The organism is Octadecabacter sp. SW4, from assembly GCF_008065155.1.
GTDB lineage: Bacteria > Pseudomonadota > Alphaproteobacteria > Rhodobacterales > Rhodobacteraceae > SW4.
The window spans coordinates 1,086,302-1,111,696 of record NZ_CP042819.1; the positions used below are offsets into that span (position 1 = coordinate 1,086,302).

At 60.5% G+C, this 25,395-nt stretch carries 21 protein-coding genes and 1 pseudogene; 10 read left to right on the forward strand and 12 right to left on the reverse strand.

Annotated elements, in window-relative coordinates; all coding sequences use genetic code 11:
* Positions 1-44 precede the first annotated feature (44 nt).
* Entirely contained in the window at positions 45-581 is a 537-nt protein-coding gene (locus FTO60_RS05455; protein ID WP_148055015.1) for a hypothetical protein, read from the forward strand.
* On the opposite strand, the gene FTO60_RS05460 is transcribed toward FTO60_RS05455, so the two are convergent.
* Positions 578-1,213, reverse strand: a complete 636-nt coding sequence (locus FTO60_RS05460; RefSeq protein ID WP_148055016.1) for a J domain-containing protein — start codon at positions 1,211-1,213, stop codon at positions 578-580. The two genes, FTO60_RS05455 and FTO60_RS05460, sit on opposite strands and share 4 nt — an antisense overlap.
* A gap of 79 nt (positions 1,214-1,292) precedes the next feature.
* Between FTO60_RS05460 and FTO60_RS05465 the strand changes: the two genes are divergently transcribed.
* Entirely contained in the window at positions 1,293-1,547 is a 255-nt protein-coding gene (locus FTO60_RS05465) for a BolA family transcriptional regulator (protein ID WP_148055017.1), read from the forward strand.
* Positions 1,548-1,559: 12 nt separating this feature from the next.
* Here the strand turns inward: FTO60_RS05465 and FTO60_RS05470 are convergent, their stop codons facing one another.
* The 3 genes from FTO60_RS05470 to gatB form a co-directional block, all read right to left on the reverse strand.
* On the reverse strand, positions 1,560-2,006 hold the full coding sequence (locus tag FTO60_RS05470; RefSeq protein ID WP_148055018.1) for a DUF4177 domain-containing protein: 447 nt from the start codon (positions 2,004-2,006) through the stop codon (positions 1,560-1,562).
* 134 nt (positions 2,007-2,140) lie between these two features.
* The gene (locus FTO60_RS05475) at positions 2,141-2,626 is read right to left on the reverse strand and encodes a cytochrome c family protein (RefSeq protein ID WP_148055019.1); all 486 of its coding nucleotides are present in this window, start codon (positions 2,624-2,626) and stop codon (positions 2,141-2,143) included.
* Positions 2,627-2,746: 120 nt separating this feature from the next.
* Positions 2,747-4,258, reverse strand: coding sequence for an Asp-tRNA(Asn)/Glu-tRNA(Gln) amidotransferase subunit GatB (gene gatB / locus FTO60_RS05480; RefSeq protein ID WP_148055020.1), 1,512 nt, complete (start codon positions 4,256-4,258; stop codon positions 2,747-2,749).
* Positions 4,259-4,323: 65 nt separating this feature from the next.
* Between gatB and FTO60_RS05485 the strand changes: the two genes are divergently transcribed.
* Both FTO60_RS05485 and FTO60_RS05490 read left to right on the forward strand, forming a co-directional pair.
* Positions 4,324-5,037: a transglycosylase SLT domain-containing protein gene (locus tag FTO60_RS05485; RefSeq protein ID WP_254696896.1), complete on the forward strand. Its 714-nt coding sequence runs from the start codon at positions 4,324-4,326 to the stop codon at positions 5,035-5,037.
* 23 nt (positions 5,038-5,060) lie between these two features.
* On the forward strand, positions 5,061-5,915 hold the full coding sequence (locus FTO60_RS05490; protein WP_254696897.1) for a transglycosylase SLT domain-containing protein: 855 nt from the start codon (positions 5,061-5,063) through the stop codon (positions 5,913-5,915).
* Here the strand turns inward: FTO60_RS05490 and FTO60_RS05495 are convergent.
* Positions 5,912-6,343, reverse strand: coding sequence for a hypothetical protein (locus FTO60_RS05495; RefSeq protein WP_148055022.1), 432 nt, complete (start codon positions 6,341-6,343; stop codon positions 5,912-5,914). The genes FTO60_RS05490 and FTO60_RS05495 overlap by 4 nt on opposite strands.
* 64 nt (positions 6,344-6,407) lie before the next feature.
* Entirely contained in the window at positions 6,408-8,957 is a 2,550-nt protein-coding gene (pepN, locus tag FTO60_RS05500) for an aminopeptidase N (RefSeq protein ID WP_148055023.1), read from the reverse strand.
* A gap of 90 nt (positions 8,958-9,047) precedes the next feature.
* On the opposite strand from pepN, the gene FTO60_RS05505 reads away from it, so the two are divergent.
* The 4 genes from FTO60_RS05505 to FTO60_RS05520 all read left to right on the forward strand — a co-directional run bounded on the left by FTO60_RS05505 (position 9,048) and on the right by FTO60_RS05520 (position 12,743).
* Positions 9,048-9,215 carry a DUF2256 domain-containing protein gene (locus FTO60_RS05505; RefSeq protein ID WP_172623810.1) on the forward strand — a complete coding sequence of 56 codons (168 nt, stop codon included), beginning with the start codon at positions 9,048-9,050 and terminating at the stop codon, positions 9,213-9,215.
* A gap of 97 nt (positions 9,216-9,312) precedes the next feature.
* Positions 9,313-11,439 (forward strand): malate synthase G, encoded by a 2,127-nt coding sequence (locus tag FTO60_RS05510; protein ID WP_148055024.1) that lies wholly within the window; start codon positions 9,313-9,315, stop codon positions 11,437-11,439.
* A 68-nt stretch (positions 11,440-11,507) separates the two neighbouring features.
* Positions 11,508-11,936 carry a heme-binding protein gene (locus FTO60_RS05515; protein ID WP_148055025.1) on the forward strand — a complete coding sequence of 143 codons (429 nt, stop codon included), beginning with the start codon at positions 11,508-11,510 and terminating at the stop codon, positions 11,934-11,936.
* A 57-nt stretch (positions 11,937-11,993) separates the two neighbouring features.
* The gene (locus tag FTO60_RS05520; RefSeq protein WP_148055026.1) at positions 11,994-12,743 is read left to right on the forward strand and encodes a gamma-glutamyl-gamma-aminobutyrate hydrolase family protein; all 750 of its coding nucleotides are present in this window, start codon (positions 11,994-11,996) and stop codon (positions 12,741-12,743) included.
* Positions 12,744-13,560: 817 nt separating this feature from the next.
* Here the strand turns inward: FTO60_RS05520 and FTO60_RS05530 are convergent.
* Positions 13,561-14,727: pseudogene (locus FTO60_RS05530) on the reverse strand (IS3 family transposase).
* A 216-nt stretch (positions 14,728-14,943) separates the two neighbouring features.
* On the opposite strand from FTO60_RS05530, the gene FTO60_RS05535 reads away from it, so the two are divergent.
* Positions 14,944-15,468, forward strand: a complete 525-nt coding sequence (locus FTO60_RS05535) for a flavodoxin domain-containing protein (protein WP_148055027.1) — start codon at positions 14,944-14,946, stop codon at positions 15,466-15,468.
* 60 nt (positions 15,469-15,528) lie between these two features.
* The gene (locus FTO60_RS05540; protein WP_148055028.1) at positions 15,529-16,215 is read left to right on the forward strand and encodes a D-lyxose/D-mannose family sugar isomerase; all 687 of its coding nucleotides are present in this window, start codon (positions 15,529-15,531) and stop codon (positions 16,213-16,215) included.
* Here the strand turns inward: FTO60_RS05540 and FTO60_RS05545 are convergent.
* The 5 genes from FTO60_RS05545 to kynU form a co-directional block, all read right to left on the reverse strand.
* Positions 16,212-20,189: a Hint domain-containing protein gene (locus FTO60_RS05545; RefSeq protein ID WP_148055029.1), complete on the reverse strand. Its 3,978-nt coding sequence runs from the start codon at positions 20,187-20,189 to the stop codon at positions 16,212-16,214. The two genes, FTO60_RS05540 and FTO60_RS05545, sit on opposite strands and share 4 nt — an antisense overlap.
* A 229-nt stretch (positions 20,190-20,418) precedes the next feature.
* Positions 20,419-22,656: a xanthine dehydrogenase family protein molybdopterin-binding subunit gene (locus tag FTO60_RS05550; RefSeq protein ID WP_148055030.1), complete on the reverse strand. Its 2,238-nt coding sequence runs from the start codon at positions 22,654-22,656 to the stop codon at positions 20,419-20,421.
* A 1-nt stretch (position 22,657) separates the two neighbouring features.
* Positions 22,658-23,122, reverse strand: coding sequence for a (2Fe-2S)-binding protein (locus FTO60_RS05555; protein ID WP_148055031.1), 465 nt, complete (start codon positions 23,120-23,122; stop codon positions 22,658-22,660).
* Positions 23,123-23,203: 81 nt separating this feature from the next.
* A complete protein-coding gene (gene kynA, locus FTO60_RS05560) occupies positions 23,204-24,031 on the reverse strand; it encodes a tryptophan 2,3-dioxygenase (protein WP_148055032.1) in 828 nt (275 codons plus the stop codon).
* Positions 24,032-24,151: 120 nt separating this feature from the next.
* Entirely contained in the window at positions 24,152-25,348 is a 1,197-nt protein-coding gene (gene kynU / locus FTO60_RS05565) for a kynureninase (RefSeq protein WP_148055033.1), read from the reverse strand.
* Between the last annotated feature and the right edge of the window lie 47 nt (positions 25,349-25,395).

Genomic DNA, 25,395 nt, shown 5'->3' on the forward strand with positions numbered 1-25,395 from the left:
CACCTTCGCTTGGCATTGCGGACGGAAATCACAACGGAGCCCTTATGCGCAAGCGCTGGCGTAATCGTCAAATCCCGACCGAAGGTGAACGCGCCCGCGCGCTTGCCTATATTGCCGTCGCGCTGTTTGGCGCAGGGTTCGCGTTCCTGACAGTGACGCGGATGTATGGCGCGCGCGTGCTTGGCGCGGGGCTGACGTGGTATGACCTCTGGATCGTGGTCAGCGGCGGGATCGGCGCGGCTGCGGCCCTGTTTCTGGCGGGTGACAGAATGGGCCAGCCAGGGTTTCGCGGGATCTATCAGGCGCTCTTTGGTATGATCTGGGTCAGTTTTGTCGGTGCGCTGATTGCCGGCACGCTGGCGCTGCCGTTTTACGGCACGATGTTCGGGCCGTTCACCCTTGGGGTGACGCTGACCAGCGCGCCGTTGCTTGCGATGCTGTGGTTTGCCAACCTGCTGTCGGTGCATGCGCTGCTGACCCGCTGGCACATCGAGCGGGAATCGATCTTTGTCGCTCCGGTGCCGCCGATGCCCCTGCGCAGGTCATCACAGCGTCTGCGTATGGCAGGCCGCGTGAATTAATTGGTAAAGTGACGGCTTGATTTGATCTGATCCCAGGCCCAGACCACTTCGGCCAGTTGTTCCTCTTGCGAGCGGTCGCCGCCATTCATGTCGGGGTGCAGCACCTTGATCAGCGATTTGTAGGCCTTGCGAATTTCGGTCTTGGTCCAGTGATCCTTGGCTTCCAGAATATCAATCGCGCGCCGTTCCGTCGGGGGCAGCTTGCGGGTGGATCCGGTGACGGATTTGCCCGGGTTCTGGGTGGCGTTCTGGCCCAGAACCTGATGCGGGTCGTCAACACCCAGGCGGGCCCATGCGCGCTGTTCTTCGGATTTCTTGCCAAAGGGTTTGGTTTCGCGTTCCCACACGCGGTCCTTGTCGACCTGTTCCAGGTATTCCTTTTCGGTGGAGCCGTCAAAAAAGTTCCACTTCAGATTATACTCGCGCGCATGGTCCTTACAGAACCAATAGTAGTCATCCAGAATGTCCGGTGATTTTGGCGCGCGGTATTTGCCCGATTCCTCGCAGCCCGGATGGTCGCACACCCGGGTGGACGTTTCCGAGGCCCCCGACATTCCACGCCGTCCACGCGGGTTTTTCTTTTTTGAGCTCGACACAGACATGTCGAAACCGAAGGGATCGCTTTTGGCCATTTGTATGTCTTACCTTTTCGACTCGGACGCATGAGTTTAAGCCGTGTGTCAGCAGATTGAAGGGGCAAAGGGAAAAATAATGGGGCTTGCACAAGAAATTCGCACCGCGTTGAACGGTGCACTGGCGCCAACCACGCTTGAGGTCATTAACGAAAGCCACATGCACGCGGGCCATGCGGGCGATGACGGGTCGGGCGAAAGCCATTGGCGGATCGTGATTTCCGTGCCCTCACTGGCCGATAAATCGCGCATAGCCCGCCATCGCGCCGTCCACGCCGCCCTTGGTGATGGGATCATCGGGCGCATTCACGCCCTCAGCATCGAATTCATCTGATTATTCGGCTGATTATTCGGCGGCAACGCCTGTGCTTTGCTGCTTTTCGGGCGTGGGGTCGGCGTTGACGTTGTCCTTGGGCGGATCGTCTTGGGCTGCGGACCCAGACTCAGTTTCTGTCGCGTCCTCGGGCGCGCGTTCTTCAGGCTTGGCGATCGCTGGCGCTGGCGCGGCAAGGGCGACCGGTGCGGGGTCAAGTTCGCGCGGCGCAGGGGCGGCCTCGGCTTCGATTGCGCGGCGAAACACAAGCATGTTTTGAAACGTGGTCGTGCGTCCCGTCAGTCCGGCACGTTCTTCGCAAGGCAGCGTGTCGGTGCGCTGGTATTCCCACCCTTGCGCGCCAAGTTCATTCATCACCACCTCAAGCGCATTGGCAAAGCGTCCCTCGCGTGTCTTGACGCCTTTGGCGCGCTGGCCCTTGGTGGGGGCGGGCACAACTTTGTAGGCATAGGTGGTCATGGCAGAATCCTTTGATGGGCTGCACTAACTTATCAACTGCGCCAGCCAATTCCAACGACTGCCTGGAAAAACCTGAAAACCACAAGAAAGGCCGCCCCGGATGCGGGACGGCCCCAGATGTCGTATCCGCTAACCTATTCGGTGGTTGCGTCGTCGTTGTCGTCGTCCATGTCGTCGTCGTCTTCGGCGTCCTCAAAAGAGGCAAGATAGGCATAGATATCAGCCGCATCGCTGTCGCTGCGCACTCTGAACGACATCTTGGACCGTGCACGTGCATCGCCGGTCACTTCGCGCAGCCATCCGGTGGGGTCCATGGAATAGGCCACGAATGTGGTCTCGTCGAATACGGCACCGCCTTCGCCCGCAGCGATGATCGCGTCACCATAGCGGAAACCTTCGACCGAACCAGGCGCGCGGCCCGCGATCCCGAAAAGGTTGGGGCCCGTCTTGGCGTTACGGCCAGCAAGCACGTCGCCCTCTGCATTCGCCACAACGTGACAGGCAACACACTGGCGCGCGAACAAGGTTTCGCCGCTTGCAGCGTCGCCCGAGATATGCGCATCGGCAAAGGCTGACCCGGCGATCACTGTGAAAGCAGCGGCGGTTTTCAAAATCTTCATTCTCAACTCCAATTGGTTAACGGCAGCATCAGGCTGCCATTGGGTCCGGGCAACTATGTAGGGCGCACGGGGCGGTGCGTCTAGGGTAAGTTGGCGCGCCAAACGGTCACGGCTGCCTGCTCAAAGACCCAGCTTGGCGCTGATCAGTTGGTTGACGGCGGCCGGATTGGCCTTGCCGCCCGTGGCTTTCATCACCTGACCGACGAACCAGCCTGCGAGTTTCGGGTTCGCCTTGGCCTTTTCGACCTGCGCGGGGTTGTCGGCAATCACCGCGTCCACCGCCGCCTCGATCGCGCCGGTGTCGGTCACTTGCTTCATGCCACGGTCTGCAACCAGCGTTTCGGGGTCGCCGCCTTCGGTGTAGACGATTTCGAACAGGTCCTTGGCGATCTTGCCGGAAATATCGCCCGATGTGATCAGCCCGACGATCTTGCCCAACTGGTCAGGGGACACGGGGCTGTCGGTGATATCGCGGTCGTCCTTTTTCAGGCGACCGAACAATTCGTTGATCACCCAGTTCGCGGCCAGCTTGCCATCGCGCCCCGCGGCCACCTGTTCAAAAAAGGCGGCATTGGCTGTTTCGGCGGTCAGGACGCTTGCGTCATAATCGGACAGGCCGAAATCGGCGATGAAGCGGGCCTTTTTCGCATCCGGCAGTTCGGGCAGGGACGCGGCGATATCATCAACCCATGCCTGTTCAATTTCCAGCGGCAACAGATCAGGATCGGGGAAATAGCGATAATCATGCGCTTCTTCCTTGGATCGCATCGAACGTGTTTCGTTCTTGTCCGCGTCATATAGGCGGGTTTCCTGAACGATTTCACCGCCGTCTTCCAGAATGGCGATCTGGCGGCGTGCCTCGTGATCAATCGCCATCTGGATGAACCGGGTCGAGTTCATGTTCTTGATCTCGCAGCGCGTGCCAAGATGGCCGAAATCCTGCGTCGCCTGATATTTTTCGTAATCTCCGGGGCGGCAGACCGATACGTTCACATCCGCGCGCATGTTGCCGTTCTGCATGTTGCCATCGCAGGTGCCCAAGTAACGCAGGATCTGGCGCAGTTTCAAAACATAGGCCGCCGCCTCGTCCGCGCCGCGAATATCGGGGCGGCTGACGATCTCCATCAGGGCAACACCGGTGCGGTTCAGATCGACAAAGGACATATTCGGGTCCATGTCATGAATGGATTTGCCCGCGTCCTGTTCAAGGTGGATGCGTTCGATCCGCACAAGGCGGGCCAGCCCGTTGCCCATTTCCACCAGCACTTCACCTTCGCCAACAATTGGCTGGTAAAGCTGGGAAATCTGATAGCCCTGCGGCAGGTCGGGGTAGAAATAGTTTTTGCGGTCAAAGGCCGATAACAGGTTGATCTGCGCCTTCAGCCCCAGCCCCGTGCGCACGGCCTGTTCCACGCAGCCTTCGTTGATCACGGGCAACATTCCGGGCATGCCCGCATCCACGAACGCGACGTTGGAATTGGGTTCGGCCCCGAAGAGGGTCGAGGCACCGGAAAACAGTTTCGCTGCGGTGGCGACCTGGGCATGAACTTCGAGGCCGATCACAAGTTCCCAATCGTGCTTTGCCCCGGCGATTACCTTGGGTTTGGGCGCGTCATAAGTCAGGTCAAGCATGGGGCGTTCCTTTGGGCGTCAACGCAGATTGAATAGGGGTTCGCGCGCAGAGCTTCAAGGCGTTGATGCGCGCCAACCCGCCCAAATCGGCCCGCCGCGCAGGTGGTGGGCTGGACGCAGCGCCGGATTCCTTTGCATCTGACGGGATCAGTAACAGCCCACGGTTGGAAATCATGGCATTTTCTGCACGTTCCCTGATTCTTTTGACGGCCCTTTCGGTGCTTGTCTCGGCCTGTAGCGAGGCCGCGACCCCCATCGCCGATCCGACAGTCGATCCCATCCCGGCAGCGATGCGTTGGGATGACAAGGCGCAAAGCGATGAATGGACCGCCGCAACCTTTGCGGCGCTGGAAACACATGGTTCGCCGCTCTTGTCGCTGGCGCCTGGCGATATTGCGGCCTGGTGCCCCGCATATCCTGACGCGGACGAAGATCAGCGCGCAGCCTTTTGGGCGGGCATGCTCAGCACGCTGGCCAAACACGAAAGCACCTGGAATCCAGCGGCTGTGGGCGGCGGCGGGCGCTGGTTCGGCCTTGTGCAGATCGCCCCGGCCACGGCGCGTGGCTATGGCTGTGCGGCCGGATCGGGGGCAGCCCTGCAGGACGGAGCGGCAAATCTGTCCTGCGCTGTTCGGATCGCCGCCGTCACGGTGCCGCGTGACGGGGTCGTGGCGGCAGGTGGCGGTGGACTGGCCGCCGATTGGGGCCCGTTCCAAAGCGCCAGAAAACGCGAAGATATGCGTTCGTGGATCTCTGCGCAATCCTACTGCAAACCTTAAGGATGGGTTGCAAACCACCGAGAGTGCGCGATTTTTCTTGCCTGCGCATGGCAAAACAGTGCAGTCTGCCGCTCATGTTCGCCAAGCAGATCATCCTGGGGGGGATTTTCGCAGTGCTATTGGGGGTGTCCGCTGTGGCACAATCGTCCCCGCAAGCGCCTGTTCGCCCCCTGTCACGCGCCGATGCCGTTGAATTACGCATCGCAGCCGCGCGTGCGCGCCTGTCCGCGGTCCGCCCGGTCATGCGCCCCGCATATATGCTGCGCTATCCGGTCGTGATCGAAACCGCGCCGCCTTCGGTGCGCCCTGTCGCGCGCGCCGCGTTTCAGCCCCGCGCGCGTTGGGATTTTCGCCCCGATGGCGCGCTCTGGACGCGGGCGGCCATGTCGGCAATCGCGATGCACGGTCAGTCCCTTGAAACAACCGTGCCGCGCGACATTGCGGCCTGGTGCCCTGCCTATGCTGAAAATCCACCCGAATTGCGCCGCGCTTTTTGGGCCGGAATGATGTCGGCGCTGGCGAAACACGAAAGCACCTATCGCCCCGATGCGGTGGGGGGTGGAAACCTGTGGTTCGGCCTGTTGCAAATCTACCCCGATACCGCGCGCCGCTATGGTTGCCGCGCCCGCACCGGTGACGCACTGACCGACCCCGAAGACAACCTGTCATGCGCCGCCCGCATCATGGCCGTGACCGTGCCGCGAGACCGCGCCGTGGCCGTCAATGACGGGCGCTGGCGCGGGGTGGCAGCCGATTGGGGGCCGATGACGAACCGTGGCAAGATCGCGGAGATGTCGGCATGGACCCGCCAACAATCATATTGCGTGCCGCTGGAATCGATTCGTCCGCGCCTGCGCCCAGCGGGTCTTGGCGGCTAAACCCCCAGCAATGAAAATGGATTGCGTTCGGTCTTTATACCTTTGGCGTTCAAGGCGGCCTCGAATTCATCCACGGGCGGTTGCGTGTCGGGGGGCAGTCGCCGCTTGCGCCCGTCCACCATCACAGCTGCAATCCGGTAGGACAGATCAAGGCGGCGGTCGATCCGCACCTTGGCGATATCGCGCAAGGGGATCGTCCCGCCATGTTTGCCCGATTGCCAATATAAGCCCGTGTCATCAAGGCCGATGTGGCTTTGCCGATTGCTGACCAGATCCCAGATCGCGGGCAGGGTGAACACAAGCACTGCCGCCGCGATCCACCACGCCAGCGCGATCACGATCACCGCCCATAGGACCACCAGCCAGATCGCCAGTAGGATCAGCGCGGTGGGCAGGCTCCGGCCTGATCGCGTGAAGGTATAGGTCATGCGTCGGATCGGCTGCGGCGGGACGCCAAGAAGTGGCCATATTTCATATGTTTACAAGGCATATCTAACCCAAAATACGCGCGACCATTTCGCCCGTGTCGGGTGATAATCCCTTGGTTTGCCTGATCCGGTCAAGGGCGGTGCGCATCCCGGCCTGACGGTCCGGCCCATAGCGGCGCCATGTCTCGAAGGCAGCTGTCATACGGGCAGCGGTTTGCGGATTGGCCGGGTCCAACCTGATCAGCCAGTCGGCCAGCAGATCATACCCTGCACCACTGGCCACATGAAACCCCGCCGCGTTCCCGGCAAGCGCGCCAAACACCGACCGGAATCGGTTGGGATTGCGCCAGTCAAACAACGCGTGTTGGGTCAGCGCCTTGGCAGTTTGCACGGCTACTTCTGGGGCGGCGTTGGCGATTTGTAGCGCGAACCACTTGTCCATCACCAGCCGGTCATCCTGCCATTGATCATAGAATGCCTGCACCTGATCCACGCCTTTGCCAATGGCTAAAAGGCAGGAAAAAGCCGCAAGTTGCTGGGTCATGTTAGCGGCGCTGTCATATTGTTGTGCAGCCTGCATGCCGCCATCAAGGCGCGCCAGATATGCCAGAACCGCATTGCCAAGCGCGCGTTTGCCAGCCGCAACGGCATCGGGTGAATAGGGGCCACCCACCTGATTTTGCGCATAAATACGCGGTAGCATGTCTTGCAGATGCTGGGCAATCTGCACGCGCAAAGCCTCGTGCGCATGGTAGATCGCCAAGGGGTCCGGCGTCTGGCCTGCCTCTGACAAGGCCTGCGCGGTGTCATCCTCACTCGGGAGCGACAACACCAGCGCGCGAAACGCCGGATCAAGGCTGTCATCGCGCAGCACGGCAGCCAATCCATCAAGATAGGCGCGCGGCGCAGGGGTGCCGGCGGTAACGATCCCCCGCAGCACGGCGCGAGCCAGTTCGCGCCCGGCGTCCCATCTGTTGAACGGGTCTGTGTCACGGGCCAGCAGAAAGGCGCGCTCGTTCATCGTGGTGTCACGCTCGAGGATCACGGGGGCGGAAAAATCACGCAGGATCGACGGGATCGGGCGCGAATCCAGCCCGGTAAAAGCAAAACTTTGACGGTCTTGGGTCATTTCCAGAATGCGCGTAGCAACAGCTTCGGACCCGTCAGGGTTCAGCAGCCCCACAGCAATCGGGATGACCTGCGGCAGCTTTTCGTCCTGCCCTGGCGTTGGGTTTGTTTTCTGTTCAAAATGAATGGTATAGGTGCCATCCTTAAAGTCATCCAGAACGGTCACACGCGGCGTGCCCGCCTGCGCATACCAGCGCTTGAACTGGGTCAGATCGCGGCCTGTGGCCTCTGTGAAAACCGCCAACCAGTCTTCGATCGTCGCTGCGTCACCGTCGTGGCGGGTGAAGTAAAGATCAAGCGCGCGCGCATAGGCATCATCGCCCACCAGCCGTTTCAACATACCGATCAGTTCGGCGCCTTTTTCATAGACCGTGACGGTGTAAAAATTGTTGATCTCGACGAAACTTTCAGGCCGCACCGGATGGGCCAGCGGGCCGTTATCCTCGCGGAACTGGCGCGCGCGCAGCAAGATCGCATCCTCGATCCGTTTTACGGCATGGCCGCGCATATCGCCGGTGAATTGCTGGTCGCGAAACACCGTCAGCCCTTCCTTGAGGCAAAGCTGGAACCAGTCGCGGCAGGTGATCCGGTTGCCGGTCCAGTTGTGGAAATACTCGTGCGCGATCACCGCCTCGATCCGTTCGAAGTCGCGATCGGTCGATGTCGCGGGTGAGGCCAAAATCAGCGCGGAGTTGAAAATGTTCAATCCCTTGTTCTCCATCGCGCCAGCATTGAAGTCGTCTACGGCTACGATGTTGAAAATGTCCAAGTCATAGGCGCACCCGTAGACCTGTTCATCCCATGCCATCGCGGATTTGAGCGCCTCAAGACCAAAGGCGCATTTCCCCTCATCCCCCGGGCGCACCCAGATATTGAGCGCGACGTTGCGTCCCTCCATCGTTGTGAAGTTGTCGCTGGTGGCGATCAGGTCACCCGCCACCAGCGCAAACAGATAGGCCGGTTTGGGCCAGGGATCGTGCCATTGCGCAAACCCGTCCCCCTGCGCCACGAGATCGCCATTGGACAAAAGCACCGGCAGGGCGCTTTCAACCCGCACCGTGAAAACGGCCATCACATCGGGGCGGTCTGGATAATAGGTGATGCGGCGAAACCCCTCGGCCTCGCATTGGGTGCAATACATGCCAGATGACATGTATAGCCCCTCGAGTGCGGTGTTGGTCGCAGGGGCAATTTCGACCTCGGCCTCCCATGTAAAGGCACCATCCGGCACGGCGCAGGTCAGCCCCTTGTCGGTCACGGTCGGGGTTATGGTTGCACCGTCAATCTTTGCCCAGATCAGCGTAACATGTTCACCATGCAAGAAAAATTCGCCGCCTTTGCTGGCAGGGTTGGGGCGAAACACGATTTTGCTGATTACCCGCGTCTTGTCGGGCGACAGGTGAAACTCCAGCGACACAGCGTCGATCAGCCAGGGGAACGGCGTGTAATCGGCCAGAAAAATGGTCTGCGGGGCGGCGTCTTTCATGGGAACCTCTTGCTACTCATGCCGGACGGTAGGCGGGCGCGTTCTGACCCGCAAGGGTTGACCTGCCGCGTGCCGCGCTAGGTCTGGATCATGGCCAAACCCCTGCGCAAATCCGATCTTCCGTCCAAGGCCTGCGCGGTCTGCGGGCGGCCGTTCACCTGGCGGCGCAAATGGGCCAGGGTCTGGGACGAGCTGCGCTATTGCAGTGCGCGCTGTCGCGCCGCTCGCCGGTCTTTCAAAAAAGCCGAAGAAACCTGATGGCGAAACGCAACAATACACGCGCCCAATCGCGTTGCCCAAGCGCGGGCGTTTGAGTATGTGTGCCAAGGTATACAGAATCCATGAGGACAACGACATGACCAGGCGGCAAGACTTTTTTGGCCTTCAAGTTGCCAGCGAATTGGCAGCCTTCGTGAACGATCAGGCCTTGCCGGGCACCGGTGTGACCCCCGATCAGTTCTGGCAGGGGTTGTCAAACCTCGTGCATGATCTTGGCCCCAAAAACCGCGCCTTGCTGGCCAAACGCGAAGATATCCAGGCTAAGATTGACGCCTGGCATGTCGCCCGCCGAGGCCAGCCCCATGACGCCGCCACCTATACCGATTTCCTGCGCGAGATCGACTATATCGTGCCCGAAGGCCCGGATTTCAGCATCGATACCGCCAATGTCGATCCCGAGATTGCGGTCATTCCCGGCCCGCAACTGGTTGTGCCGATCATGAACGCGCGCTTTGCGCTGAACGCCGCGAATGCCCGTTGGGGGAGCCTGTATGACGCGCTTTATGGCACGGATGCCTTGGGCGATCTGCCAACCGGCAAGGGCTATGACACAGCGCGCGGCGCGCGGGTGATTGCCTGGGGGCGGGCGCATCTGGATGAGGTTGCCCCGCTCGCAAACGGATCATGGGCCGATATCACCTCTGTCTCGGCCAGCAAGGGTGGGTTGCAACCCACCTTACAAGATCCCGGTCAGTTTGCGGGCGCCACAGCCTCGTCAGTCTTCTTGCGTGTCAATCATCTGTTGATCGAAATCGTCATGGACGCCGATGCTCCGATCGCGAAACAGGACCGCGCCGGCATTTCCGACATTCGCGTTGAATCGGCCATGTCCGCAATCATGGACTGCGAGGATTCCGTGGCCGCCGTCGACGCCGCCGACAAGGTGCTGGCCTATGGCAACTGGCTGGGCCTGATGAAGGGTGATCTCGCCGAAGAGGTCACCAAGAACGGCAAGACCTTTACCCGCGCCCTGCACGAGGACCGCGACATTACCGCCCCCGACGGCAGCGTAATGCGGGTCAAGACCCGCGCCCTGATGCTGGTGCGCAACGTTGGCCATCTGATGACCAACCCGGCCATTCTCGACCGGGAGGGTCTGGAGATTGGCGAGGGGCTGATGGATGCGATGGTCACCACCCTGATCGCAATGCATGATTTGCAGCGCGACGGCGGAAATTCCGCAAAAGGCTCGGTTTATGTCGTTAAACCCAAGATGCACGGGCCCGAGGAAGTCGCCTTTGCCGACGAGATTTTCACGGCTGTCGAAATCGCTCTTGGTCTGCCTGCCAATACCGTCAAGCTGGGTATCATGGACGAGGAACGGCGCACATCCGTGAACCTGCGCGAATGCATCCGCGCGGCGAAATCGCGCGTGGCGTTCATCAACACCGGCTTTCTTGATCGCACGGGCGATGAAATCCACACCAGCATGGAAGCGGGCCCGATGGTGCCCAAGGGCGAAATGAAGAACGCCGCGTGGATCGCCGCCTATGAGGACCGCAACGTCGATATCGGGTTGGCCTGCGGTTTGCAGGGGCGAGCGCAGATCGGCAAGGGGATGTGGGCCATGCCAGACCTGATGCACGATATGCTGGCCGCGAAAATCGCGCACCCCAAGGCGGGTGCGAATTGTGCATGGGTGCCGTCACCCACCGCCGCGACGCTGCATGCGACACATTATCACAAGGTCGATGTTTTTGCCCGTCAGGACGACATCACGGCGGGCGGCGCACGGGGCACATTGGCTGATTTGTTGACGATTCCGGTGGCGACAGGGCGTAATTTTTCGACCGCTGAGATCACACAAGAGCTTGAAAACAATGCCCAAGGCATCCTTGGCTATGTGGTGCGCTGGATTGATAGCGGGGTGGGGTGCTCCAAGGTGCCCGACATCCACGACGTGGGGCTGATGGAAGACCGTGCGACCTGCCGGATTTCGGCGCAGGCGCTCGCAAATTGGCTGCACCACGGGGTTGTGACGCGCGACCAGATCACGGACGCTATGCAGAAAATGGCTGCTGTTGTCGATGCGCAGAACGCGGGCGATCCGGCCTATCAGCCGATGGCCCCCGGGTTTGATGGACATGCCTTCAGGGCGGCGCTTGATCTGGTTCTTGAAGGGCGCAACCAGCCGTCTGGTTACACCGAACCGCTGCTGCACAAGCATCGCTTGGCGCTCAAGGCCTCGGAGGGGGTGGGTTAAAACCCACCTTACAAGTTGCGGGTTTCCTTCGTAAGGTGGGTCTTGACCCACGCCGCAAAGGAGACCTCATGGCCGAAATTTCGCTCACCAAGACCCGCATGATCCTGCGAAAGGCGCTGGCAAAAGGGCGCGAGATGGGGCTGAAACCCCTGTCGGTTGTCGTGCTTGACGCCGGTGGCCACGTCAAGGGGTTCGAGCGCGAAGATGGCGCCGCACCGGGCCGTTTTGCGATTGCCCACGGCAAGGCATATGGCGCAGTGATGCTGGGCATGGCGGGGACAGCGCAGATGGCGCGGGCCGAACAGCAACCCTACTTCATGGCCGCCGTGAACGGGGTCTATGGCGGTCAGGTGATCCCCGTGCCGGGCGGCGTATTGGTGCGCGACAAGCGCGGCGCAGTGATTGGCGCCGTCGGGGTGACGGGTGACACAAGCGACAATGACGCGGTCGCCGCCATGGCGGGGATCGCCGCAGCAGGTCTGGTCGGCGAAATCTGAGGGGCTTTTCACCGCATCAAACTGCGGTTACGACAGGTTCCAACAATGAGGCCCAGCATGTCCCGCCCCGTCATCGGCATTATTTCCAACAGCTATCTGATCAACGACGACTATCCGACCCATGTCGGCGGCACGATGAATTCCTGTGCAATTGCGCAGGTCGCGGATTGCCTCCCGCTGCTTGTGCCATCCGATCCGTCGCTGGTGAGCGTTGATGAATTGCTTTCGGTTTGCGACGGGTTCCTGCTGACCGGCGGGCGCCCGAATGTGCATCCCGAAGAATACGGCGAGGTCGAAACACCGGCCCACGGCGATTTTGATCGTGGTCGCGATGCAGTTGTCCTGCCACTGGTGCGCGCCTGCGTGGCTCGCGGTCAGCCGATTTTCGGTGTCTGCCGCGGGTTTCAAGAGGTCAATGTCGCGATGGGCGGCACCCTTTATCCCGAAATCCGTGACCTGCCCGGACGCGACAACCATCGTATGCCGCCCGATGGCACGCTCGCGGAAAAATTTGCCCTGCGCCACGTGGTGACTTTGGCTGAAAACGGCCCGTTTCACCGCCTTCTGGGCGCGCAAAAGGTGATGACCAATACCCTGCATGGGCAGGGCATCAAGACCGCTGGAGCAGGGGTCGTGATCGACGGTTACGCGCCCGATGGCACCCCCGAGGCGATCTATGTCAAGGACGCACCGGGTTTCACCCTCTCCGTGCAATGGCATCCGGAATGGAACGCGGCCAATGATCCGGTATCGCGCCCGTTGTTCGCGGCCTTTGGCGATGCGGCGCGGGCTTGGGCTGCGCGGTAACATTAACCGCCCCGAAGAACGTCGAAGAACGTCGAAGACGATGTCCTCTATGCGGTAGAATCTTTTGAAACCCACAATCGGGCGGTGTCGCGCGATACTGGATCAAACCGCATGCAACTGTCACCCATCCCAAACCTTGGGTGTGGTCTGGATCAGTGTCCGGTGCGCGCGACAATGCGGCCTTTTGCAGCTGCGGCTATTGCTGATGCAGCATTTGCTCGCGGTTGATGCGCCGAAGGTCACTTAGCGCAACAGGTTTCACCAAAACGGCCATTCAAATTGACTGTCAAGCCGACAAACAAAACTGCCATTTCAGTGCTGGGGACTAATCTCGCAGGGTACCAGCTTGGCGGATGTCAAATCCTTTCCAATCTATGGCTGCTCTCATTTTGCCGTTTGGGCAGCGAATCGCGGTATCTGGTGGATAGAGTATATTTACCGCAGCCCCAAAAAATGCCGATCTCAGTCTGCCGAAGCTGCTTGCACTTGGATGCCTCAAACCCGACGTGCTCTGTTCAGCGGTTGGGGTCCCTTTTTCCAAGAGGGGTGCGAGCCTTCAAAGGCGAAAACAACGAGCCCCGCGCGCAAAGTGCGGCGGGGCCCGACGACGTCGTAGCGCGAAACGTTATTCCATGGTGACAGGGAAGAACATCGTCTCACCCGAATGGTCATCTACACCGTCGTTGTCCGTGGAAACCCACATCGTGCCATTTTCTGCGATGGCCAGACCTTCGACCTTATCGAGGACATAGCCACCCGTGGATGTCAGATAGGGCAACTGGACCTGTCACGGTTTGATGCCGCCCCCGGTGCTCGTTTAAGCCACCTTCCGTTCGAAGGCGACCGGACTTTTCCAACCCAGTGCTGAGTGACGGCGGCGCGGATTGTAGAAGCCATTGATGTATTCAAAGATTGCCATCTCAGCTTTTCGTCTTGTCTCCCAAGGATGCCGCCAGATCAGTTCAGCCTTGATGGTTTTGAAGAACGTTTCGACGGCAGCGTTGTCGTAACAATTACCCTTGCCGCTCATGGACACTTTGAAGCCATGCTGGCGCAGAATCTTCTGGTAATCGTGAGAACAATATTGGCTGCCGCGGTCTGTGTGGTGGGTGCAACCTTCGGGTGGTGACCGGAACGCAATCGCCATCTTCAGTGCCCGGATCGCCAGGTCACGCTTCATCCGATTGCTGACCGCCCAGCCAATGACGCGCCTTGAATGCAGGTCCAGGAATGAGACCTTGTCCGCCATTGGTCCGAGGACAATGGTCGAATGCCAGATACAACCAGCCCTCACGGGTCCAGACGTAGCTGATGTCGCCTGCCCATTTCTGGTTTGGTTGATCCGCTGCGAAGTCACGATCCAGCAGGTTCGGCGCAATGTTGAACTTGTGGTCGCTATCGGTCGTGACCTTGTGTTTGCGGGTTCTCACCACTGATATGCCGTTCTGGCGCATCAATCTGCCAACACGGCGGTGGCCAACATCCAAGCCGATCTCCTTCAGCTCTTCTGTCATTCGTGGGCGACCATAGCTTCCAAGACTGAGACGGGACTGTTCCTTGATGTGCGCCAACGTCACCATATCAGACCGTTGCCTGCGGCTGGCAGGGCGGTTGCGGAACGCACGCAAACCACGTGAACTGACATCCATGACTTTGCAGAGACGCGCCGTTTCGAAAGCCCCAGTGTGTTCTTCGATGAACCTAAACCTCATGGCTTTTGGCCCGCGAAGAACTGCGTTGCTTTTTTTAAGATCTCCCTCTCCTCCTTGAGAATGCGGTTCTCACGCCGAAGTCGGTCATTCTCTTGGGCGAGGTTCAAATCCTCTTTCGACACCACATCAGTGTCCCGGTGCGCCGTGATCCACTTGTTCAGCGTCGACAGCCCAACACCCAGATCATCAGCAACCTGTTTCCGCGTCAGCCCGCTGGTGAGCGCAATCCGCACCGCATCTTGCCGGAATTCATCCGTTCGTTTCAGTCCCATAGTTCATCTCCTTTGTTGCAGTAAATGCTATCAAAGGAGCGGCATCAAACCGCGTCAGGTGCGAACCACCGCTTTATGATAGGGGGTCTATGTCGTTACGCGAGGATATCTTTGTTAGAATCAATTTAGGAAGATGCGCTTTTTTAGGTTCATTGATTGCGCGCAAAGTCACTACATCCGCGCGCGGATACATTGGCACCGAAAAGGAGTGCCACAATGAAAATCCTCATCGCTTACGCAACCACCGACGGGCAAACCCGCAAGATCGCCCGTTATTGCAGTGACTACCTTGTCAACAAGGGTCACAGCGTTGAACTGATCCCCGCACAAGACGCCGAACCATTGGATTTGGCCCGTTTCGATCGCGCGGTTCTGGCTGGGTCGCTGCACGCGGGCGGCTTTCAGAAAGACCTGCACGATCTGGCCGAAGCCCACGCGGAAAAGCTTGGGGAAATGGACGCGGTGTTTCTGGCCGTGTCCCTGACGGCGGCGGGCAACGACGAAGAAGACTGGAAAGGCCTGCACAAATGCATCGCCCGCTTCGAGGAGGAAACCGGCTGGACCCCTGCGCGCACCCTGAACGTCGCCGGTGCCTTCCGGTTCAGCGAATACGATTTCTTTCGCGCCTGGGCCATGCGCCGGATTGCCGCCGAAAGAGACGAAACCGTCGATACGAGCGCGGACAAGGAATACACTGACTGGGCCGCTCTTGCGCGCGAAATGGCCCGCCTTGTTGCCTGATCCGCTCTTGCGGTTGCGCGCGCTGGCGGGCATGTTTGCGCAAACACTTCGGGGGCTGCAATGAAACGTTCACGTATCAATGCCATCATGGCCGAAGCGGATGCGATGATCCGCTCTTACGGGTTTGTCCTCCCACCTTGGGCCTATTGGACGCCGGATGAATTCAAGGCCCGCGCAGAACAGGCGCAGGCTGTGATCAGCGCGCGCAATGGCTGGGATATCACCGATTACGGGGCAGGGCGCTATGATGAAATGGGGCTGTTCCTGTTCACCCTGCGCAACGGTCGCCTGGCCGATCTGCAACGGGGTGGCGGCATGTGCTATGCTGAAAAGCTGTTGATTTCAAAGCAGGATCAGCTCTCGCCGATGCACACCCACGTGATCAAGGCCGAGGATATCATCAATCGTGGCGGTGCAACCCTTGTGGTCGCGCTTTATGGCTCGGACACGGATGGAAATTTTGACGAAACCGCCGGTGGCACGGTCTGGTGTGATGGCTTGCGCCGCGATTTCGCACCCGGAGAAAAGTTGAAACTGGCACCGGGTGAAAGCGTGACGCTGATGCCTGGTGACTGGCACGCATTCTGGGGCGAGGGGGGCGATGTGCTGATCGGCGAGGTCAGCACCGTCAACGACGATGAAACCGACAATATCTTTCGCGAACCCATTGGCCGTTTCGCGCAGGTGGACGAGGACGAAGCCCCGACCCACCTGCTGGTCAGTGATTACGCGAAATGGCTGTCCTAGGCGCGGATCAGTTTCGCCTCGTGGTGTTTCAGGCAGCGGCGCGCGGTCGGGCCATAGCCGTTGATGTTGCTGCGCAGCGCGGGGAAAATCGCGAATAATTCTGCGCGCGCCGCGTCTGACACGGCTGCCATACCCATGTCGCCGGGGTGGAAGCTTTCGGTCGCGGCCCCTTCGGCATAGATCACCTCGTGGGTATCAAACAGCATGTGGATATAGGTCACCTCGCCGCCCGCGTCCCGGGTGACATCAACACCGTCCACCAGATGGGTGGCGGCGACCAGGACTTCGCTTTCGCCAAACAACAACTCGGCGCGGTAGCCCTGAAACATCATCCGGTGCTGCGGTGACACGAGGATATCGCGGTCCAGCCCGGTAACTACGCCGCGGCGGATGCGCACGGGCGCCAAGCTGTCCACGGCAGGCACGGTGCGCGCCTCGATCCAGCGGATCGGCTGCAACCCGTGGTCGCGCGTGACGATCATATCGTCCACTTTCAGCGTTTCAATCGGACGTGCGCCATGCGGTGTTGCGATGCGGGTGCCGGGGGTAAAGCAGATGATATTCTCGATCTCCGAGAAATTCAGGATCGTGCCATCATCCAGCGTGACCGAGCCGCTGTAGCTGCCCGAGCCGTCATCGACGAAGGTATCCTTGACCGCCTGTGTCAGGTTGGCGAGGCTGCCCAGTTGCAAGGTGTCGCCACCGGTTTCCGAGCCACCGTCAATGGTGATCGTGCCGTTGGACAATTCGCCCAGATCCTCAAGAACGAACAGATCGTCGCCCGCGCCGCCCGAAATTGAATCCCCTTCGGCAAAGGTGATGGTGTCGTTATCTGCGCCACCTGACAGCGTATCCGCACCAAGCCCGCCAGACATGGTGTCGTCACCGGCACCGCCATAGACGATCTCGTTTCCGACCCCGCCAACGACCGTATCGTTGCCCGACCCAAGGGTGAAAAGCTCGACTTCCGAGAAACTGGCGGTGTTTGTTCCGTCGCTCAGCGTGCCGGCTTCGTCGCCGGTAAAGTTCAGCGTGGTATCAGCCGTCATGGCGCCAGCATCGACCACGTCAATATCGACGGGGCCTGTGTCTTCACCGCCGACGATGGTGTCGGTGCCGAACCCGTCATTCAAGACGATCGTGTCAGACCCGGTTCCGCCGTCGACCAGATCATTGCCGTCGCCACCGTTCAGCTGGTCGTTGTCCGCGCCGCCATAGATTTCATCATCGCCTGCGCCCGCAATGACGGTGTCGTCGCCCGCGCCCGCTTCGATCAGGTCGTCGTCACCGGTATCGCCTGCCAGAATTGCGTCACCATCATCGACCATGTCGCCATCAAGATCGCCGACATAAGACCCATCGATCGTATCCGCACCTGCGGTGCCGCTGACTGTCCCATCGCTGAGCGGGATACCGATCGCGTTGAGGTAGTGCAGATCCGTCGCATCGGCTGCGGGAATATCGATCAGCGTCAGGCTTTCGCCGTTGGGGAATGTCAGAACGGCATTGCCCAGCCCGTCATCGCTGACCGTCACATCATGGACGTTGACAGGGTTGCCGCTTGCGTCGGTCAGCCCGCTGACATCCAGTTGATCGGTGCCGGTAAAGGTGCCATCGCCATCAGCCGAGGGTGGTTCAAAGCCATAAATGTCGTCGTTGCCATCGCCGTCTGAAAAGACATAGGTGTCGGCAACGCCATCGTATGTCGTGACCGGACCGCCGGTGCCCATCAGCGTTTGTGATCCCAGATTTACCAGATCATCGCCCGCACCCATGTCCAGCGTATCGGCCCCGTTTCCGGCATCGACCGTATCGCCGCCACTTGACCCGATCACGCTGTCATCACCCGATCCAAGCGCGACAATCTCGATCTCGCTGAAATCCACGGTATCGGTGCCATCGGTTAGCGTGCCGTCCTCGCCATTGGCGGGATCGCCCGCGCTGAGGTCCAGCGTCAGATCATCAGTCGCACCATCGGCCAGCAGATAGTCAAAGTCGGCCCCACCCGCGCCGCCATCAATGCTGTCGGACCCATCGCCACTCGTCCAGGCAAAGCTGTCAGAGTCGTCGCCACCATAAAGCGCGTCGTTGCCCGCGCCGCCGTCGATTTGGTCGTCACCCGCGCCGCCATAGGCGGTATCCGCGCCGGCACCTGTCGAAATGATATCACTGTCCGCGCCGCCATAGACTTCATCGTCGCCCGCACCCGACGTGATCGAGTCATTGCCGCCGTAGCCATAAATCAGGTCGTCATCGCCCGTGTCACCGGGCAGGATTGCATCGCCCGCATCGACCAAGTCGCCGTCCGGGTCACCGGTGTAGGCGGCGTTGATGGTATCAGCGCCTGCCGTGCCTTCGACCGTGCCGTCCGACAGCGGAATACCCAGCGCGTTCAGATAGAACGGGTCATCGGCATCAACGGGGCTGATACCGATCAGCGTGACGCTTTCGCCGTTGGGGAAAGACAGAACGGCATTGCCGCCGCCATCGTCAGTCACACTCACGTCCCAGACATTGACGGGGTCGGTCCCGTCGGTCAGGCCGGTCACATCAAATGTGTCGATCCCCGTAAAGGTGCCATCACCATTGGGGGTCGGGGCGTCGATATTGGTGATCGTGTCGTTGCCGAAACCGTCTGTCAGAACGACCACATCGGCGTCGCCATCCGTGACACCGGGGCTGTCTTCGCCAAGGCTGATGGTGTCGTCACCGCTACCACCGGTCAGCGTATCCGCGCCTGCTTCGCCATCGATATCCATGCCGCTGCCATCGGCGGACATGTCAATGGTATCGGCATAATCGGTCCCGACGATCGCTTCAATCTCGGAAAAGGTGCCCGAGGCCGTGGTGCCGTCATAGGCATAGGTGCCCGCCTCGTCGCCGGTGGCGGTAATCGTGACGCCCTGCGTGCTGGTATTATTGCCAAAATCGACTGTATCGATATCGCCGTCACCCAGATCTTCGCCACCGATGATGGTGCCGCTGTCGTGGTCGTCGCTGACGCTGAAACGATCAGACCCGGTGCCACCATCAAGCGTGTCATTGCCGGAATCGCCCGTCAGGGTGTCCGCGCCCGCGCCGCCATAAAGGGTATCGTTCCCTGCGCCACCCTCAAGGATGTCACTACCAGCCTCGCCAAAGACGGAATCGTTGCCGGTGCCGCCATATACGGTATCGGCCCCTGTGCCGGCATAAACGGTGTCGTTGCCCGCCCCCGCAACAACAGTGTCGTTGCCGCCGTAGGCTTCGATCAGGTCGTCGTCGCCGGAATGACCGGGCAGGATCGCGTCGCCATCGTCGGTTTTGTCGCCATCAGGGTCCAGAATATAGGTGCCATCAATCAGGTCGTCGCCCGCCGATCCTTCGACGGTGCCGTCCAGTTCGATTGCGTCGAAATGCACATCGGTCATCCAGAGCGCCTGCGCGCCGGTGCCGTCATTGCCGTAATCTACCTCGAAATAGGCAACAGGGCCCGCAATTTCCACCAGAACCGACCCAGCACTCGATGCCGATGTCACATTGCCGCCGGTGCCTGTAAGGCTTGGGTCCGTGCCAGTTTGCGAACTGCCCTGATAGGTCAGGGTCACGTCGATCTGATTGCCGTTCGCATCATAGGCGCGCACGGTCAGCAGGTCGGTCCATGAGTTGTTATCAAGGTCATTCAGGCGAAAAATGACGTTCTCGACTTCGCTGCTGTATCCCGCACCTGATACCGAACCAAAGTCGATTGTGGTCGTAGAGGTGTCACCGGTCCCGGCATCGCCGCGAATTTCCACAGCCGAATTGGTTGCCATCGGTTCGCCCGCGCCAACGTATTGCGTCACCGATGTTTCGATGTCGAACTGGTTGCCAAGCCCGTCGTCGGCATAGCTGACGGTGACGTTCACGCCGCCGGCATTTTGGGTAAAACCACCGGCAACAGATTGTTCATCGCTTCCCTGCGATGCCCAACTCAGAAACATTGGTGTCGGCATACTCGTTATCTCCTGCTCGTGCTTGCCGTCACGGTTTTATCCATGACAACGCTTTGCGCCTTGCTACGTGGCCAGCGTGGCAGGAGTGCGGTGCGAAAATGAGAAAATCGGGGTTAGATTATGGTCACAATGAGATCGTAAATTTATATATTTTTATCAACGCATTAGCGGGGAATATTCGCGGTGCCACAGCCATTTTTTCAAGCACTTTTGTAGTATTTTTGACCTGTCACAACTTAAGCGGGAAGGATTTGGACAGCGGCAGGCTGCGCGCCCGCATGCCTGTCAGATCGAACAACGCGTTGGCCAAAGCGGGCATTGCAGGCGGTGTGCCGGGTTCGCCAACGCCACCCAGATGGGGGTTGGTTTCCAGCACGCGCACCGCGACCTCGGGCGCATTATGCATCCGCAGCAGATCGTAATCGGGATAGTTCCATTGCTGCACTTCACCACCGGCAAAGCTGATTTCTTCGCCCGCTGCGGCAGACAGGCCGAAAATCGCGCCGCCCATCATCTGCGCCGCGATATTGCGGGGATCAAGTGCGGTGCCGACATCGCAGGCGATCCAGACCTTGCGGATGCGAATTTCGCCAGCTTCATCAACGACTTCGACCACCTGCGCCACGGGCGTTCCGAACGAATAGGTGAACCCGACGCCGCGCCCGACATTGCCTGCCGTCTGCCCCGTCCATTCGCACATTTCCGCCACAGCCCTAAGGCACCCAGCCGAAGGGCCATGTTCGCGCGCGATCAGTTGCAAGCGAAATTCCAACGGGTCGCGCCCCGCAGCATGGGCCATTTCATCAATGAAACTGTCAAAAAAGAACCCGTTGTAGGAATACCCGACCGAGCGCCAATAGCCGATCGGTACCGACAAATCGGCGATATGACCTGATATGCGGAAATTCGGGATGCCGTAGGGTTGATCGAATGCCCCTTCCACAAGGCCTTTGTCCTTGCCGGGCGGGACCATGCCGGAAATACGCAGCGCCGCCTGCCGCGTCGTTGATGGTGCGGCAATCCTGCCCTCGAGCACCAGCGCCTCGCCGTCCTTTACCACGCCACGGAACCGTGCCATCGCGGCGGGGCGATAAAAGTCGTGGCGCATGTCCTCTTCGCGGGTCCAGGTGACCTTGACGGGGGTGCCCGGCATCTCTTTGGCGATCTGCGCGGCGTAGGTGGCAAAGTCGCTTTCGCCCCGCCGCCCAAAACCGCCGCCCATGAACGGGGTGTGCACCGTCACCTGATCCTGATCCAGCCCGCATATCTTGGCTGTCTTTTGTTGCACGACGATCGGCGCCTGATTGCCCGCCCAGATTTCCAGCGCGTCACCCGTGAAATGGGCCGTTGCATTCATCGGTTCCATCGTGGCGTGGGTCAGCCAGGGCGCGCGATATTCTGCCGTGATTTCAGTGCCATCGACAACCGTGTCCACATCGCCGTCATCGCGCAGGGTCGAGTCTGGCTTTTGCTCGAATGCGGCAGCGATTGCTTCCATCAGGGCGGCATTCTCGGGCGGGTAGGGTGCGTCTTGCCAGTCGATCTTGACCGCTTCGGCCGCCTGAAACGCCAGCCAGGTGTTGCGTGCCACAACCGCAATGCCACCGCCAAGATCGATGACCTTGATCACGCCGGCCATGCGTTCCGCGGCACTCGCGTCAAATCGGACCATGCCCGCTCCCAGACGCGGGTTCATCCGCAAGGTGGCGAAAACCATGCCCTCTGCTACCGTGTCGATCCCGAATTGGGCGGTGCCCGTCACCTTGCCAACCATATCGAGGCGGGGCATGGATTTACCAACGTATTTCCAAGTGCTTACAGGGCGTAATTCAACCTTGGGCACGTCCAGAAGGGCGGCATCCTCGGCCAGTTCGTGATAGGTCAGCGCGGTGCCATCGGGCGCAATGACGCGCCCGTTTTCGGTGCGCAGATCGCCCGGATTAATGCCCAACCGATCCGCCGCCGCCTGTTTCAACGCCTCGCGCGCACTGGCCCCGGCGCGGCGCTGCTTTTCAAACCCGTCCCGCATCGAGGTCGAGCCGCCGGTGACCTGCAACCCCAAAATCTTGCCCATCACGGCCAGATTGTCGGCCACGCCGCGCTGAAAACCTGTCAAATCGTAGTCAGGATAGGGCAGGGCGGCACTGATCAGCGCGCCGTTGTAATAGGCCTGCGCGGGTGGACCGTGCAGCACGGTGATATCCTGCCAAGCCACGTCCAGTTCTTCGGCCACAAGGGCGGCCAGCGTCGTCTGCACACCCTGTCCCATCTCGGCGCGCGGGGCGATGATCGTCACACCGTCCTGATTGATCAGGACAAAGGGGTTCAGCGTTGCCGCGCCCGGGCCGGGCTTTAGGGGGTTGGCAGGTGTCTTGCGCGCTTGGTAGACGCCAAACGCCACCCCGCCCGCGATTGCGACCGACCCGACCAGAAACGTGCGCCGTGCGATCGTTTTCGCGCGTCCCATATCAGGCCCTTTGCATTTTGGCAGCGGCGTCATGGATCGCGGCGCGAATACGTGGGTAGGTGCCACAGCGGCACAGATTGCCCTGCATTGCCGCATCAATGTCGCTATCCGTGGGGGCGGGGGTTTCGGCCAGCAGTGCCGCCGCCTGCATGATCTGCCCCGACTGGCAGTAACCGCATTGCGCGACCTGATGATCGACCCAGGCCTGTTGCAGGATCGACAGGTTGTCAGGCTCGCCAAGGCTTTCGATGGTCGCCACGTCGCCCCAGACATCGGCCAGCGCGATCTGGCAACTGCGCACCGCTTCGCCGTCGATATGCACGGTGCAGGCACCGCAAGCGGCCACGCCACAGCCGAATTTCGTGCCTGTCAGCCCCAGTTCATCGCGCAGCACCCAGAGCAGGGGCACGTCATCTGGCAGGTTGATATCATGGGAGGTTCCGTTGATCGTCAGGGTCTTGGACATGGCGTAGGCTCGTTCAGGTCGTCACTTTCCCGGACCCTAGATCATCCGCGCGCCCGCGCCAGCGCGACCTTACGGCAGCCTCTAAAGATCGGTGCGCAGGTGCCAAAGTTCGGGGAACAATTCCACTGCCAGCATCCGGCGCAGGTAATCTACGCCCCCCGTGCCACCCGTGCCACGCTTGAAGCCGATCACCCGTTCCACGGTTGTGACGTGGTTGAACCGCCAGCGGCGAAAGTAATCCTCAAGATCGACCAGCTTTTCGGCAAGTTCATACAGCTCCCAGTGATCCTCGGGGGCCTGATAAACGCGGGTCCAGGCGGCCATGACATCAGCATTTTCCGCGTGAGGCTGTTCCAGCGGGCGCGACAGCACCGCATCGGGCAGCGGGATCGTTTGATGCAGCCGCCGCAAAGCCACATGATATAGCGAGGGCTGCGCCAATTCCGCCGTTAGCAGCGCCGTCAAATCAGCACGGTGCGCATGGGGTTTCAGCATCGCGGCGTTGCGGTTGCCCAGCATGAATTCGATCTGGCGATACTGCGCCGACTGAAACCCCGACGACTGGCCCAAAGCCGCGCGAAAGGCGGTGTAATCGCTGGGCGTCATGGTGCGCAACACGTCCCAGGCGCTGTTGAGCTGCTCCATGATCCGCGTCACCCGCGCCAGCATCTTGAAGGCGGGGCGCAGGGTGCCTGCCAGCATCAGGTCGCGCGCCGCCGTCAGTTCGTGAATGGCCAGGCGCATCCAGAGTTCCGAGGTCTGGTGCTGCACGATGAACAGCATCTCGTCGTGGGCATGCGACAGAGGGCGCTGGGCCGTCAGGATCGCATCCAGGCCCAGATAGTCCGAATAGGACATGCGCCCGTCAAACGACATCTGCGCACCGTGATCGGCGGGGTCAATGGTCATGGTTTTGGCCTTTGAGTTGGGAAACGTGAAGCAAGAGAGGGGGTTAACCGCCACATTTCATGTCGCGCGCACTGTTCACCATCCGGCGCCAAAGGCTGAACCACGAGGGGCCGTCAGTGCTCATGTCACGGCCTGACGGGCGTGAAATTCCGGTGTGTCCCACAGTTTGTTGCCCATCACATCGGCGATCACGGCGACCGCCGCGTCAACATCTGTGGCGTCGATATAAAGCGGGGTGAACCCGAACCGCATGATATCGGGCGCGCGGAAATCACCAATCACGCCGCGCGCGATCAGCGCCTGCATGGCGGCGTATCCATCAGCGAATTTGAACGACACCTGCGACCCACGCTGGGCCGCATCGCGCGGGCTGGCCAGTGTCAGCATCGGGCAGGCGGCCTCGACCCCCCTGATGAACCGCTCGCACAGCGCAATCGACTGGGCGCGCACGTCGTCCATGTCCGTCATGTCCCAGATATCGAGCGCGCTTTCCAGCGCTGCCAGCGCCAAGACGGGCGGGGTGCCGACCCGCATCCGTTCGATCCCGGCACCGGGGCGATAATTCAGATCAAAGGCAAAGGGCGCGTCATGGCCCAGCCAGCCCGACAGGGCCGGGCGCACCTGATCGGCGTGGCGCGGGGCAACATAGATAAAGGCAGGCGCGCCGGGTCCCCCGTTGAGGTATTTATAGGTGCAGCCCACTGCGAAATCCGCGCCCGCTCCCGCCAGATCAACTGGCGTGGCCCCCGCCGTATGCGCCAGATCCCAGACCGTCAGCGCGCCTGCACCATGTGCCTTGGCGGTCAGCGCGGTCATGTCGTGCAGGCGGCCGGTGCGGTAATCGACTTCGGTAATCAGGGTCACGGCGACAGTTTCGTCGATCGCATTGGCGATGTCCTCGGGGGCGACCACGCGCAATTCGTGGCCGCGGCCCAACGATTTGATCAGCCCTTCGGCCATATACAAATCGGACGGAAAGTTGCCACTGTCAGACAGGATGACGCGGCGGTCGGGGTTCAGCTCCAGGGCCGAAGCCAAGGCCTGATAGACCTTGATCGACAGGGTGTCGCCCATCACCACATGGCCTGCCTCGGCCCCGATCAGCCGCGCAATCCGGTCGCCCACGATGGTGGGTTGGGCCATCCATCCGGCCTTGTTCCAACCGGTGATCAGCATCTCGCCCCATTCGTCCTGCATGACACGCGCCATCTTGTCGGTGGCCGTGCGCGGCAGGGGGCCAAGCGAATTGCCGTCCAGATAGATCACCCCGTCAGGCAGGTGGAACATGGCCTTGGTCGCGGCGAAATCACTCGGCATTCTTGGTCCTTTCGGGTGTTGGCGACAGCCTAGCCAAGACAGGGGGC